Genomic DNA, 13,599 nt, shown 5'->3' with positions numbered 1-13,599 from the left:
ACTTTTGCGTAACGGCGGCGCAAGTTATTCTGACGATCCGGATGTGGAGATCCTGCAGCATGGCGAAGCTCATTTTCAGAATGAACCAGTCCCTCGACGGTTACGTCGACCACCAGAAAATGCCGTCGGGCCCGACAATCTTTCGTCACTGGATGGAGCAAGTGCGCAATTTGAGCGGCAGTGTTTACGGTCGCGGCATGTACGAGGTCATGCGCTATTGGGACGAAGACAGTCCTGAGTGGAACGCGGAGGCGCACGAATTCGCGGCGGCGTGGCGGAGCCAACCGAAGTGGGTTGTGTCGCGCTCGCTGAAGTCGGTCGGCCCCAATGCCACACTTGTCGCGGATGACGTCGAGGCAGTGATACGTGGGCTTAAGGCTGAACTCATGGGGGAGATTTCAGTTTCCGGACCAGACCTGGCACGAAGCTTGACCGACCTTGGTCTTATCGATGAATATCAACTCTACCTCCACCCGTTCGTGCTCGGTCAGGGCAAGCCATTTTTCGCCGGCCCCCGGCCACCGCTTCGCTTCGTGGCCAGCGATCTGATAGGCGACGACGTGATCAGGTTGACCTATGTGCCTGCCTGATCACGCGGTCGTCAAACGCCGGCGGGCCTAAAGCCCTTTCGGCATCAATCCGGCCAGCCAGTTCACGGAGCGTTTCGCGGCGTCGGCGGTTGCCGAGGCGGCGCGGCCGAGATCGGTCTTGACCACGGCGTAGCCGTTCTTGGTGCGATAGAGCACACCGGTTCCGCCATCGACCACCTGTTCATAGGCGACGGGCTGGGCGGCATCGGCTTCCATGGCCGTCGTCGGCGAACCCACCGAGACGCTCGGCCGGTGGCTCAATTCAGGCGGCAATGGGCTTTCGGTTCTGACGACCCGGCTGGCGGGCTTCAGTTCTGGGCGCGATGCGGTCGCGGCCAGTTGCGAGGAGGACGACGAACCCTTCGTGCGGCAGATGCCGGAGACGAGCGGATAATTGAAATTGCGCTCGTGCAGCATCTGGCTCTTCATCGCCGCTTCGCACTCGGCGACGGTCGACCATTTGGCCGGCGTCTCGCCGATATATTCGCAAAGCTTGGCGTCGCAGTCGCAGCCGACAATGGTCATGGCGACAAGGGCGGTCTTGATCACGGTCTTGTCCCTTCGAGATGCCCCCGGCAGCCCATTCATTTCTTCCCATTCCTTCGCGCGCGAACAAGGCGGGATTTGGCCGCGATTGTGGAATGGGCGTGGCGGAGCGCAGGAAATGCATGATCCTGGCCGGGCGTGGCCGAAAGGCCTCAGTAGTCGTAGACGTGTTCAAGCCTGGCGCCGGCCTTGATCAGCGCCGGCAGCACGAGATGCAGCTTGCGCACGGCGACGATCATGCCGGTGCGGCGCGTGGATTGATCGGCCGGCAGCGGATAGCTGAACAGGATGCGCATGCCTTCGGGGACGGCGATCGTATCGGTGGACAGCACCGTGACCATGATCTCGTCATTGCCGCCGATCTCGACGAAGGAGACGCCCTTGTCGATCAGGCGCGGGGTCATTTCGGTGAACACCTGATAGCGCCTGGTGACGAAGATAGTGCCGTCAGCGCCCATGTCGCGTTCGAGCAAGGTGTCGGGCTCGTTGCGGGTGGCTTCGCCGACGGGTCCCTTGGCCCAGACATGGATGTCGAGCAAAGCGGGGTCCATCGTGGCAGCGAGGGCCTTGGTGATCAGGTCGGCATAGCCCTGCTTGATGGTGTCGGCGAGGCCGAACGCCAGCTTGCGTTCGCTGGTCCGGATCGAGCTGTCGCCCGGCGCCGGCTGCACGGCAAACAGGCCGGCGCGCTTCTCGGCATAGGGGAACTGATACCAGGGCACCTGGTCGAGAAACCCTGCATAGTCCGCCGCCACCTTGGCCTGATAGATGTCGGCGGCGGTGCGCTTGGCCGTCGTCGCCTCGGTGATGCGGCCGACCGTGTTCTCATAGGCCCACTGCAATATATGCTCGATCGAGTGGCTGGTGCCGATGATGACCAGCATCTGGTGGTTGGCGTAATTGAATTTGTAGGCAGAGCCGGCGCGGATGACCATGGCGTAGTCCTGCCAGAAGCGGCCGACATAGGACCAGTAGGGGAAGCCGCTCGGCTGGTCCTTGTCGACGAAGCCGGCATATTCGCGCGCGGCGTAGACGATCGCCCATTCCGGATAGGTGAGGAAGGTCGATTCCTCCGGCCGCTGGTAGCCTGGGATCTCGGCGCGAACCTTGTCGGCCAGCGCCTTGGGCGGCGCGCCATCGGCAATTCCGGGCAGCGGCGTCTTGTCGAGCGACGACGTCGTCAGAAAGCCGTAGCTCAGCCCGGCGATCGGGATGAGGATGACGATGACGATCACCCAGAGGATCGTCTTGATGATGCGCTTCAGCCAGCGGAACAGGAACATGGCCAGTCAGGCCGTGGCGAAGTGTTCGTGTATGCGCCTGGCCAGCCGGAAGCCGACATAGACGGCGAAGCCACCAATGACGAGGTGCGGCAGGTTGGCGAAGAAGCGGGCCGGGAATTCGATATCGTTGAGGGAGCGGAAGCCGTTGATGAAGATACCGGCATCGAGGCAGCCGGAACCGGTGATCAGCCCGAGCACGCCGTCGAACAGGTAGACCGAACCGAACAGCTTGAAATAGAACACCGCCTGGCGGTGCGAGATGAAGGCGGCGGCCAGAGCCCAGACGCCGGAGAAGGCGTGCAGCAGGTCGTCATACCATTGCAGCGAGAACAGGCCGAACAGATTGCCGTCGGCGTCGTTGAACGCCGGTATGTAGCCGATGGCGACGACGCCGAAGAACAGGAAGGCATAGGCGACGGCAAGCTTCTGGATGAGCGTCATGAAGTGTCCCCCTCGAAGAGTCCGCCTGAAAACAGACTCTGACGGTGGGATACTAACTGATTTTGGCGCGCGGTGAAGCGGCGCCCGCGAGATCGCCGGCGAAGGATATCGAGGGGCAAAAAGGCAGTCGGCGCCGGGATTTCTCCCAGCGCCTCCCTGTCAGATCAGGACACGGTCGCGGCAGCAACTTCCGTAAAGTCGTCGCGCCTTGCCGGCCTTGATTTTGACGGTCCTGCCAGTCCGCCGCCCGAGAGCAGCGTCCGTTCGGGACCACGCCGGTTTCCACCCTTGCGGGCTTTGCCCTGCGCACCATCGAAGGTTTTTGCCGTCCTTCATGGCAGCATCGGTCCGCCGTAGGCGTTGGCACGCTTTCCGCGGCCCCGTAGGTCTCGGCTCCGTCCCTCGAAACAGGCAAGCCTGCTCTCGCTTCGGGCCGTACGGGCCTCAGGAAATCCGCCTTTCACTTCGCCTTTCGGCTTGATGATCGGTAGCCGCCTGAGATGGGTTTAACGTACGCCGGGTAAGGGTCCTGGGGAATGGCCGGAGGCCTGTGGATAACGGGATTATCGGGGATCAAGCTGGGACAGCGAAATTTTCCTGTCCGCCACGATGGGCGTCATCGGCGGACATTCGGCCTTGCCCTGCCGCCCGGTGCGGTCTTCAATGCCGGCAAAGGATTCGAGGCGCCGAGCGCCTCGAATCCTTGCGGGAGGGTTACTTGAAAGTTGGAGTGGTTCTCAACCCGATTGCCGGTGGGGGCCGGCTGAAACGGCATTGGCCTGATGTCGCCGTGTCGCTGAGAAAGTATTTCGGCGAATTCGAACTGCGCGAGACGCAAGCGGAAGGTGACGCCGAAAGGCTGGCAATCGATCTCGCGATGATTGGCTTCGACCTGGTGATCGCGGCCGGCGGCGACGGCACCGCCAGCGAAGTGGCCGACGGGCTGCTGCAAGCGTCCAGGGAAAGCGGCCGGACCACCGAGCTTGGGCTCTTGCCATGCGGCACCGGCATCGATTTCGCGCGTGGGCTAGGTCTGCCGAAAAAGGTCGATGCCGTGCTGAAGCGGATCGCCGAAGCCAAGCCCCGCAAGGTCGATGCCGGACGCATCTGCTACGTCGACGATCACGGCGCGCTGGCCAGCCGGCATTTCATCAACATCGCCAGCCTGGGGCTTTCCGGCGCCACTGACCGCGCCGTCAATGCCGACAAGCGCAAGGGCAGGATGTCGGCCAGGGCGCTGTTCCTGTGGCGCACCGTGGTCGAGTTCATCCGCTACCGCTTCCAGGAGGTCAGCATAACGGTCGACGACGGCGTCCCCGTCGAAGCGCGCATGGCGCTGGTGGCGGTGGCAAACGGAAAGTTCTTCGGCGGCGGCATGATGATCGCGCCGGATGCGGAACTGACCGACGGGCAGTTCGACATCGTCATCCTGCGCGCGGCCGGCAAGCTGAAGCTGATCTGGGACATCCGGCTGCTCTATGGCGGCCGGCATCGCAATCATCCTGCGATCACCATCCTGCGCGGCAGGAAAGTGGTGGTCGAACCGCTCGGCGATGCGTCAGAGAATGGCGCGCTGGTCGACATAGACGGCGAGTCGCCGGGACGCATACCCGCGACCTTCGAGATCCTGCCCGGTGCATTGACGCTCAGATACTGAATCAAGCCGTTGACAGATTGATTCAGATGGATCCGCCGATCCAGCCAACGCCCTGAAATCGTTTGATATCCAGCCGGCGTCAGAGTTCGAGCTTGGCCGGGAAACCAGGTGCGCGCAGGTCGGTGCCGACGGCATCTTCCAACAGTTTGACGATCTGGGTCGACCAGGCGCCGCCGCCATAGGCGGCCTTGCCTTGCTGAAAAATGGCGTTGACGCGCGATGCCAGCTCAAGCGGCACGCCGGACTGCTCGCCGATGGCGAGCGCGAAGCCGAGGTCCTTCAGCGCCAGGTCCATGGTGAAGCCGATGTCGTAGGAGCCGTTGAGGATGAGCTGGCTTTCGGTCTCGTGGACGAAGCTGTTGCCGGAGGAGGCTGATATGGCGTGGTAGGATTGGGCGAGGTCGAGCCCGCCTCGTTTGGCCAGCATCAGCGCTTCGCCGGCGGCAACGAGATGGATGAAGGCGAGCATGTTGGTGATCACCTTGATCACCGCCGCCGAGCCGACCGGGCCCATCAGAAACGATTTTGCGCACATCGCCTCGATGGCGGGGCGATGACGTTCATAGAGTGCGGCGTCGCCACCGACCAGCGCGGTGATCTTCCCAGCCGCCGCCAGGTGCACGCCACCGGTGACCGGGCATTCCAGCGTCTCGACGCCCCTGGCCGAGGCGAGGGCGGCGAGGCGGGTAATTTCGTCGCGGCCGTTGGTCGACATCTCGATCCAGGTGCCGCCTGCGGGCAGGCCCTCCAGCAGACCATCGGCGCCCGCCAGCACGGCTTCGCTCACCTTCGGAGAGGGCAGGCAGGAGATTGCGTTGCCGGCCCGTGCGGCGGCCTCGGCGGGGCTGCTTGCCGCTGTGGCCCCGAGCGCCACCAGGCGCTCGACTGCGGCGGGATCACGGTCGAAGACCGTGACGGCAAAGCCGTTGCGGATCAGGCTGGCGGCAAGGTTGCCGCCGAGATGGCCGAGACCGATGAAGGCGTAGCTTTCGTTCACGGCATCAGCGGCGTCTGCATCATCTGCAGATGCAGGTCCTTGCCCGTGTAAGGGTGTGCTTCGCAGACCGCCTCGTTGAGCTCGACGCCGAGGCCGGGCTCCTTCGAGGGGATGATTTTGCCGTCCTGCCACTCGATCTTTTTCTTCAGCAGCGTGGCGTGGAAACCGTCCCACTGCTTCAGCGATTCGAGGATGAGGAAGTTGGGCAGCGTCACCGCCAGTTGGATGTTGGCCGCACCGACGATCGGTCCGCAATAGCAATGCGGTGCGATCTGGATGTGGTAGGCCTCGGCCATCGCCGCGATCTTCTTGGTTTCGAGAATGCCGCCGGAGCGGCCGAGGTCCGGCTGCAGGATGGTCGCGGCGCGGTTCTCGATGACGCGGGCGAACTCGAACTTGGTCGTCAGCCGCTCGCCGGTGGCGATCGGGATCGAGGTCGCGCGGGCCACTTGGGCCATGACCTCAGGCATATCAGGCGGCACCGGCTCCTCGAACCACAAGGGATCGTAAGGCTCGATGGCGCGCGCCATGCGCAGCGCGCCGGACGCTGTGAACTGGCCGTGCGTGCCGAAAAGGATGTCGGCGCGGGTGCCGACCGCCTCGCGAATCGCCTTGATCATGCGGGTGGACAGGTCGATATCGACGAGGCGCGGCTGATGGCCGTCGAAGGCGGTGTAGGGGCCGGCGGGGTCGAGCTTGACGGCATTGAAACCCTGCTCGACATATTCGAGCGCACAGGCAGCGGCGAGATCTGGATCGTTGTAGACGTTCTTGCCGTGCGCATCCTCGGAATGGACGCTGCCGCTGTGCGGATAGAGATAGGTGTAGGAACGCAGCGTTTCGTGCACCTGGCCGCCGAGCAGTTTATAGACCGGCTTGTCGGCTTCCTTGCCGATAATGTCCCAGCAGGCCATTTCCAGCGCCGAGAAGCAGCCCATACCGGAAACGTCGGGGCGCTGGGTGAAGCCGGAGGAATAGGCGCGGCGGAAAAAGTTCTCGATGTCATGCGGATCGCGGCCGACGAGATAGCGCTCGGCCATGTCCTCGACCATCCGGGCGGTAACATGGGCCGAGAAGGTGGCGTTGTAGGCCTCGCCATAGCCGACGACGCCGCCGTCGGTGGTCAGCTTGACGAAGATGAAATACTTGCCGCCGATGCCGGGCGGCGGATTGCCGACAACCCAGGTCTTGACGTCGGTGATCTTCATTCTTGGTCCTCCAGAACCAGTTCGGCGCCTTTCCAACCGGTCATGATCGAGGCGGCGTTGGTGTTGCCGGTGATGTTGTCGGGAAAGATCGAGGCATCGATGACGCGCAAACCTTCCAGACCATGCACCTTGAGGCGCGGGTCGACGACGGCGCGCGCGGGATCCGGCCCCATGCGGCAGGTCGAGACCGGATGATAGACGGTGCCCGAGCGCTTCCGGAAATCCTGGACCAGATCGGCATCGGAGGTGATGGAGGGACCGGGCAAAACCTCTTCCTCGATGATCTCGGCCATGGCAGGCATCGAGGCGATCTTGCGCACGAATTTCACCGCCGCCAGCATCTCCTCGACATCGGCATTGGTGGAGTAGGCATTGGCCGTTATCCTGGGGTAGTCGCGCGGATTGGCCGAGCGGATCATGATCTCGCCACGGCTCGACGGGCGGCAATTGGACAGGCCGATGGAAAAGCCCGGCCATGGGTCCGGCGTCAGGATCGGGCGCTCGCCGCTCTTGGGAATGACGGTCGAGAAGGCCTGGAAATAGAGCTGCATGTTGGGCCGCGTCGCCGCAGGGTCGGTGCGGAAGAAGCCGCCGGCATTGTTCATCGACAGCGACAGCGGGCCGGAGCGGGTGAGGATGTATTGCATGCCGACCAGCAGCTTGCCCCACCAGGGACGCAGCGTCTGGTTGAGCGTCGGCAGCTTGCCCTTGAAGGTGTAGTTGATGCCGACATGGTCCTGCAGATGCGCGCCGACATTTTCGTTGGCGTGGACGATCGGGATGTCCAGACCTTTGAGCAGGGCGGATGGGCCGACGCCGGACAGCTGCAGCAATTGCGGCGAGTTGACCGAACCGCCCGACAGGATGATTTCGCGGCCGGCACGCGCCGTCTTCATCTCGCCGTTCTGCAGATATTCGACGCCGACGGCACGCTTGCCCTCGAACAGGATTTTTGTCGCCAGCGCCTTCATCTCGACGCGGACATTCCCGCGCTTCATCGCCGGGCGCAGGAAAGCGCGCGCCGCCGACATGCGGCGGCCATCGCGGGTCGAGATCTGGTAGATGCCGACGCCTTCCTGGGCGGCGCCGTTGAAATCCGGATTGAGCGGCAGCCCGGCCTGCTGGCCGGCGGCGAGATAGCGCCTGGTCAGCGGGTGGACGGCGTTAGAACAGTCTGTGACATGCAGCGGGCCGCCCGTGCCGCGCCATGTGTCGGCACCGGCCTGGTTGTCCTCGAGCGCCTTGAAGGTGGGAAGCAGATCGTCATAGCCCCAGCCGGGATTGCCGGCGGCTGCCCAGGCATCGAAATCCTCGCGCGCGCCCCTGATCCAGACCATGGCGTTGATCGAGCTCGAACCGCCGAGCAGCTTGCCGCGCGGCCAGTGATCGGAATTGCCGGCGAGGCCCGGGTCCGGCTCGGCCTTGTAGTTCCAGTTGACGTCGGGATCGAAGAAGGTCTTGCCGTAGCCGAGCGGCATCTGGACGTAGAAGCGGCGGTCGGTGCCGCCGGCCTCCAGCACCAGCACCGAGAAGCGTCCCGAGGCCGAGAGTTTTTCGGCCAGGACCGAGCCGGCCGAGCCGGAGCCGACGATGATGAAATCATAGGTCTGCATGATGATGCGGGCGGCTCCGGAAAATTGGCTGCAGCCTAGACGCGGCGGCGCTCCCAAGTCGCCGCGCCTTCCGGCATCAGTTGTGAAAAAAGCGACCGCCGAACTGGCCGGGTTTACGGGGATACCCGACAATCGCGCTTGATATGCACCGGGGCGACAGCTTATGCGATGGGATCGGCCACTCTGCGGAAGGCAGGAAATCATATGCGGACCCTTCCTGACGCGTTCATTCCCGAACTGCCGGGCCACTACAGCGGCAAGGTCCGCGAGAACTATGACCTTGCGGACGGCCGGCGCATCATCATCGCCACCGACCGCCTCAGTGCCTTCGACACCATCCTGACCTCGATCCCCTGCAAGGGCGAGATCCTGACCCAGACGGCGCGGTACTGGTTCGAGGAAACCGCCGACATCTGCCCGAACCATGTTCTCGAATACCCCGACCCGAACGTCGTCGTCGGCACAAGGCTCGACATCCTGCCGGTCGAGATCGTCGTGCGCGGTTATCTGGCGGGTACCACCAGCACCTCGATCCTGACGCGCTACAAGCGCGGTGACCGTGACATGTACGGTATCCGCCTGCCGGATGGCCTGCGCGACAATGAAAGACTGGCGGAGCCGATCATCACGCCGACCAGCAAGGCCGCGCATGGCGGCCATGACGAACCGCTGTCCAAAGCCGAGATTCTCGAGCAGGGTCTTCTCACGCAGGCGCAGTGGGATACCGTATCGGACTACGCCTTGCGGCTGTTCGCCCGCGGCCAGCAGCGCGCCACTGAGCGCGGCCTGATCCTGGCCGACACGAAATACGAATTCGGCACCGACAAGGACGGGACCATCATTCTTGCCGACGAAATCCACACGCCTGACAGCAGCCGGTACTGGATCGCATCGAGTTACGAACAGGCGCTCGCCAGCGGCAGCCGGCCGGAGAGTTTTGACAAGGATTTCATCCGCTCATGGGTCTCGGCGCGCTGCGATCCGTACAACGACCCGATCCCCAAAATACCCGACGAGATCGTCGAACAGGCTTCCGGGGTCTACGCGCAGGCCTATGAGGCGATCACGGGCAAGGAATTCGTGCCCGATGTTTCCGGGAATACGGTGCTGGACCGCATCAGAGCTAACCTTGCAGGCTATTTTTGAGGGGTGCCCCTCTCAGCTAACGCCTGGTCTTAAGCCGCGCAGTCGACCCCCACTCCGTCGAGCTTCGCTCGCCACCTCTCCCCCGATCGACGGGGTAGAGGAAGGGCGCGAGCTTGGGGTGGCGCTGCGAAGCAGCGACGGAGTGGGGGAAGCCCCCTCCAAAACCCGAAGCCGCTGGAAATCAGGCACAACCGCGCGAATGCCAGGGTTAGCCTATGGCCATGGAGGCCAGGAAACAGCAGCTGCGGCGCGTTGACCTGGTCCTGCAGCGGCGATACGGATCGATGATCATCACCTCACAAGGATTTCTCGCATGGTGCACTACGCTGAAGGACGGCCGCTTGGCGATCTGACGCTGCGCACCCTGGCCATGCCTTCGGACGCCAATGCGGCCGGCGACATTTTCGGCGGCTGGGTGATGGCGCAGATGGACCTGGCCTGCGGTATCCGTGCGGCCGAGCGCGCCAAGGGCCGCGTGGTGACGGCGGCGGTGAAAGAGATGTCGTTCGCCAAGCCGATGAAGATCGGCGACACGCTGTGCATCTACACCCATGTCGAGCGCGTCGGCCGCACCTCGATGACGCTCAAGGTCGAGGCCTGGGCGCAGCGTTACCTCTCCGACCTGATGGAGAAGGTCACCCATGCCGATTTCGTCATGGTGGCGCTGGATGGCGAAGGCAAGCCGAAAGCGGTTCCCGCCGAAGGCTGACGAAAGCCGAAAAATCAGAACCGCACTTGCATCGTGGCGCGGACGCCCTGATCGGCCGCCTTCTTCCCGAACTGGCCGGAGTAGCTGATCCCCAGCGTGGTTCTGTCGGCGATCCGGAAATCGAGCCCGACCCCGACGATGGCTGTATCCCTAGCGATCGGCACGCCGGCAATGGTGAAGAGGTCGCCACCGGCGAAGGCCATGTCCGCGGTCGGCGTGGTGTCGCCGAAGGCATGACGCCAGCCTAGCGTACCCTGCGCGGTTGCCTGCACCCCGCCGAGGTCGAAGCCGGCCGAGGCACGCAAGCCGAGCGTGGTGAAGGTGGTCGCGGTGGTCGAGGCCGCGGAGGTGAGTGCGGCGGCGCCACCCTGTTCCGTGAAGCCGTCGGTGTGCAGGTTGACATAGGCGAGACTGGCGAAGGGCTCGAAGGCAGCCATGCGCGTCTCGAGGCGATAGCCGGCCTCGCCGAAGACCTGCGCGGTGCCGGCATTGTATTTCGCCGTCAGCGCATCGGCGAAGCCTGGAACGACGACGTTGCGGCTGGTGTCGATCCGGTTCCAGCTGTAGGCGACGCCGCCGCGCAGGCCCAGGCCGTCCCACTGTCCACCGCCATAAAGGCCGATGTGATAGGTGTCGCTGGAGCCGGAAGAGGCACGATCGTCGACGTCGAAACTGGCGTGGCTGTAGCCGGTCAGCAGGCCGACCCGCCAGGCTTCGCCGATCGCGGTGTCGCCGCCGGCGAGGAAGCCGCCAGTGGAGCGGTCGAGGCCGGCGGCATTGCCGTCGCCGCTCGCCGTGCCCCAGGAGCCGAAAGCCTGCCCCCACACGACGAAACGGCTGGTGTCGGCCTCGACCAGCTCCGGGCCGCCCTCGCCATAAGCCATCACTGGCATGGCGGGAGCGGCGACGTCGCCCATGGCCGCCCGGACTCGGGCGGTTGCGGCATCGGCGACGAAGCGGCTGTCCTCGATCAGCATCCCCTTGGCCGAGGCATGAACCTCGCCCGACGCGGCATCGAGCGCCAGGCGCGCGGCATCCTCGTCGGTCATCAGCAGCATGGCCCATGCAAGCGCATTGCCTTGGCCGAGCCGATCGAGGGCTCCGGCGGTCGCGATCTGGTTGCGGGTGATGGCGACATTGGCGACCGCGACGTCGTTGCGCGCCAAGGTGAGGCTGATGTCGTTGCCGTCGCCGCCCTGGTAGTTGATGAGATGGTCGAGGAAGAGAAGGTCGTTGAGGTTGCCGACGGAGGCGAAGGTGCCGGCGACATCGGCCGCGCCATTGTTCTGGATGATCGTGTACGGCCCGTTGAGCAGGTTCCAGCTCTCGGCCGTCGCCGGCGTCAGGACGAGGTTGAGCGTCGCGCCTGATATGTCGACCGTGCCGCCAACGATCAATTTGTCGGCGCCGGACGGGGTCGCCTCGACCTCCAGGACGCCATGGTTGACATAGTTGCCGCCGACCGTCTGGACGCCGATGGAATTGCCGACGCCATGCGTGCCGAGGATGGTGACATTGCCGCCTATGGTGCCGATGCCGCCAAGGCGCGCGTCGGAATCGACCGTGACGTCGCCGGCGAGGCTGGCGTCGCCATGGCTGGCGTCGCCCACCACCAGCGTTCCCATGTCGACGGTGGTCAGGCCCGCATAGCTGTTCTGTCCGTTGAGCGTCAGCTTGCCCGTGCCGGTCTTTGTCAGGGAGCCGTTTCCGGAAATGGTGCCGCCGATGACGTCGTCATGGCCGAGCGAGCCGAGCGAAAGCTGTGGCGCCAGCTGTGAATCGTCGATTTGTATGGCCCCGTCGCCCGACAGCGAGCCGACATCGAGCACGGAGTCATGGTCCCGGAAGCGCACCAGCACGCTGCCGCCGGCGCCGTTGAGGATGGTTGCGCCCGCCGCCTGCGATGCCTGCTGGAAGTCGACCGTGCCGCCGGCCTCGTTGATCAGCGTTGCCGTTCCACCGTCCGAATGCCCAGAAAAAGTGGTCGAGCCGCCATTCCGGTTGGTTATCGTGGCGTCCCCGGCGGAGGAAAATTCATTGCTCGAATAATCGTCGTCGAAGGTCGTCCTGCTGAAATAATAGGGTATGCCCAGGCCGTCATTGACGATCGTCGCCTGGTCCGCGCTTGCCCCCGTGAAGGCGATGAAGCCGCCGCCCTGGTTGGTGATGCTGGCCGTGCCGGCATCGGTTCCGGTGCCGAAATTGAGCCCGCCATAGCCGTCCTTCGCCAGGACGATGGTGGCCGCGCCGGCGGTCGCATTGCCCTGGAAGTTGAGGTCGCCCCGGCCGACGGTGATCGAGAGATCCTGGGCGCTGACCGGATTGGCGGCGTCGTTGCCCGAGAAATAGAGCCTGGCCCACCCCCCGCTTCCGTTGGAGTTTATTGTGACCGGCCCGTCGCCGAGCGCACCAGTCGCCGCCGCGACAAGGCTGCCGCCGCGCACCGCCGTGCCGCCCGAATAGCTGTTGGCGCCGGTCAGCGTCAGCGTGCCGGAACTGGTCTTGGCGAGTTGTCCGTCACCCGAAACCGCGCCGTCGAGGATGAGGTTCTTGCCGGCGCCGACATCGAACGTGCCGCCATTGGCGCCGAGGATTATCTGGCGTTCCAGCGTGAAGCTGACGGGATTGCCCGTCACCTGCAGCGCGCCGCCGTTCAAGGTCAGGGCGCCCGAGACATCGCCCAGCGCCCAGTCGCCGCCGATCCTCAATGTGCCGCCATTGACAAAGGTGCCGCCCGAATAGGTGTTGGCGCCGGTGAGGACGACCGTGCCGGTGCCGGATTTGACCAGGGAGCCGGTCCCGCCGAGGAGCGCCGACACGGTGCCGTTGCTCAAGGCGAAGCTGCCGGCGGTGCTCAGAGTGCCGTTGCGCAATTCCCCGCCCGTCAGCGTGAAGCCGGTGGCGGTCTGCGTCGTGGCGCCGAGATCGAGGATGCCTTGCGTGACGGACCAGGCCATGACCGTGCCCGGTGTGCCGGAAATAGTCCAGGTGCCGGTGCCGGACTTTTCCAGGATGCCGAAGCCCTGATACTGGGCGGAAGAGCCCGCCGCGCCCAATTGTGAAAGATCGAAGGAACCGCCGACCGAACCGCCGAGGCCGAATGTGTCGGCCGCGCTGAAGGCCTCCACAGTGCCGCTGACCACCGAGCCGGCGTGCAGTTCCAGCGTATTGACGCCACCGGTGAACTGGATCGCATGAGCCTGGGGACCGTTGCCGTCGATCGAGAATCCACCGGCGATGGTGCCGCTGTTGGTCACGGTGAGGCCTGCCCCGGCAATGCCGATCCCGCCAGATCCGGCGCGGTAGCGTGGATCGCCATAGCCGCTGGCGCCCCCCGTGCCGCCCTGCACGGTGCCGCTGTTGTCGATCGTGCCGCCACCCGGCATGACGATGCCGCCGCCGCCACCAC

11 protein-coding genes are annotated in these 13,599 nt (G+C 64.5%); 4 read left to right on the top strand and 7 right to left on the bottom strand.

From position 1 onward, the window contains the following. Positions 1–59: 59 nt before the first annotated feature. Positions 60–590, top strand: coding sequence for a dihydrofolate reductase family protein (locus AC0L3E_RS04890; protein WP_027039355.1), 531 nt, complete (start codon positions 60–62; stop codon positions 588–590). 27 nt (positions 591–617) lie between these two features. Here AC0L3E_RS04890 and AC0L3E_RS04885 read toward each other — a convergent pair whose 3' ends face one another. From AC0L3E_RS04885 to AC0L3E_RS04875, 3 genes are all read right to left on the bottom strand, one after another. Continuing rightward, positions 618–1,139 carry a hypothetical protein gene (locus AC0L3E_RS04885; RefSeq protein WP_128307800.1) on the bottom strand — a complete coding sequence of 174 codons (522 nt, stop codon included), beginning with the start codon at positions 1,137–1,139 and terminating at the stop codon, positions 618–620. 149 nt (positions 1,140–1,288) lie between these two features. Next, complete coding sequence (locus AC0L3E_RS04880; protein ID WP_473604381.1) at positions 1,289–2,419, bottom strand: hypothetical protein; 1,131 nt, start codon at positions 2,417–2,419, stop codon at positions 1,289–1,291. Between the two features lie 6 nt (positions 2,420–2,425). Continuing rightward, a complete protein-coding gene (locus tag AC0L3E_RS04875; RefSeq protein ID WP_127268292.1) occupies positions 2,426–2,860 on the bottom strand; it encodes a DUF4383 domain-containing protein in 435 nt (144 codons plus the stop codon). Between the two features lie 718 nt (positions 2,861–3,578). Between AC0L3E_RS04875 and AC0L3E_RS04870 the strand changes: the two genes are divergently transcribed. Beyond that, complete coding sequence (locus AC0L3E_RS04870; protein WP_473604380.1) at positions 3,579–4,517, top strand: diacylglycerol/lipid kinase family protein; 939 nt, start codon at positions 3,579–3,581, stop codon at positions 4,515–4,517. 79 nt (positions 4,518–4,596) lie between these two features. Here AC0L3E_RS04870 and AC0L3E_RS04865 read toward each other — a convergent pair whose 3' ends face one another. Genes AC0L3E_RS04865 through AC0L3E_RS04855 form a run of 3 tightly spaced genes read right to left on the bottom strand, consistent with a single transcriptional unit; the run spans position 4,597 to position 8,335 of the window. Further along, positions 4,597–5,514 (bottom strand): NAD(P)-dependent oxidoreductase, encoded by a 918-nt coding sequence (locus tag AC0L3E_RS04865; RefSeq protein ID WP_473604379.1) that lies wholly within the window; start codon positions 5,512–5,514, stop codon positions 4,597–4,599. After that, complete coding sequence (locus tag AC0L3E_RS04860; RefSeq protein ID WP_292458805.1) at positions 5,511–6,722, bottom strand: mandelate racemase/muconate lactonizing enzyme family protein; 1,212 nt, start codon at positions 6,720–6,722, stop codon at positions 5,511–5,513. Before AC0L3E_RS04860 ends, AC0L3E_RS04865 begins: the two co-directional genes overlap by 4 nt. Beyond that, positions 6,719–8,335, bottom strand: coding sequence for a GMC family oxidoreductase (locus tag AC0L3E_RS04855; protein ID WP_473604378.1), 1,617 nt, complete (start codon positions 8,333–8,335; stop codon positions 6,719–6,721). Before AC0L3E_RS04855 ends, AC0L3E_RS04860 begins: the two co-directional genes overlap by 4 nt. 204 nt (positions 8,336–8,539) lie before the next feature. On the opposite strand from AC0L3E_RS04855, the gene AC0L3E_RS04850 reads away from it, so the two are divergent. Both AC0L3E_RS04850 and AC0L3E_RS04845 read left to right on the top strand, forming a co-directional pair. Further along, positions 8,540–9,481: a phosphoribosylaminoimidazolesuccinocarboxamide synthase gene (locus AC0L3E_RS04850; RefSeq protein ID WP_473604377.1), complete on the top strand. Its 942-nt coding sequence runs from the start codon at positions 8,540–8,542 to the stop codon at positions 9,479–9,481. A 313-nt stretch (positions 9,482–9,794) separates the two neighbouring features. Beyond that, positions 9,795–10,190: an acyl-CoA thioesterase gene (locus AC0L3E_RS04845; protein WP_013530049.1), complete on the top strand. Its 396-nt coding sequence runs from the start codon at positions 9,795–9,797 to the stop codon at positions 10,188–10,190. Between the two features lie 14 nt (positions 10,191–10,204). Here AC0L3E_RS04845 and AC0L3E_RS04840 read toward each other — a convergent pair. Then, positions 10,205–13,599 (bottom strand): autotransporter domain-containing protein (locus AC0L3E_RS04840; RefSeq protein WP_473604376.1); only part of this gene is annotated, 3,395 nt, incomplete at its 5' end.

This window comes from Mesorhizobium sp. WSM4822, assembly GCF_055811155.1.
This window is presented reverse-complemented; position numbering and strand designations above follow the sequence as displayed.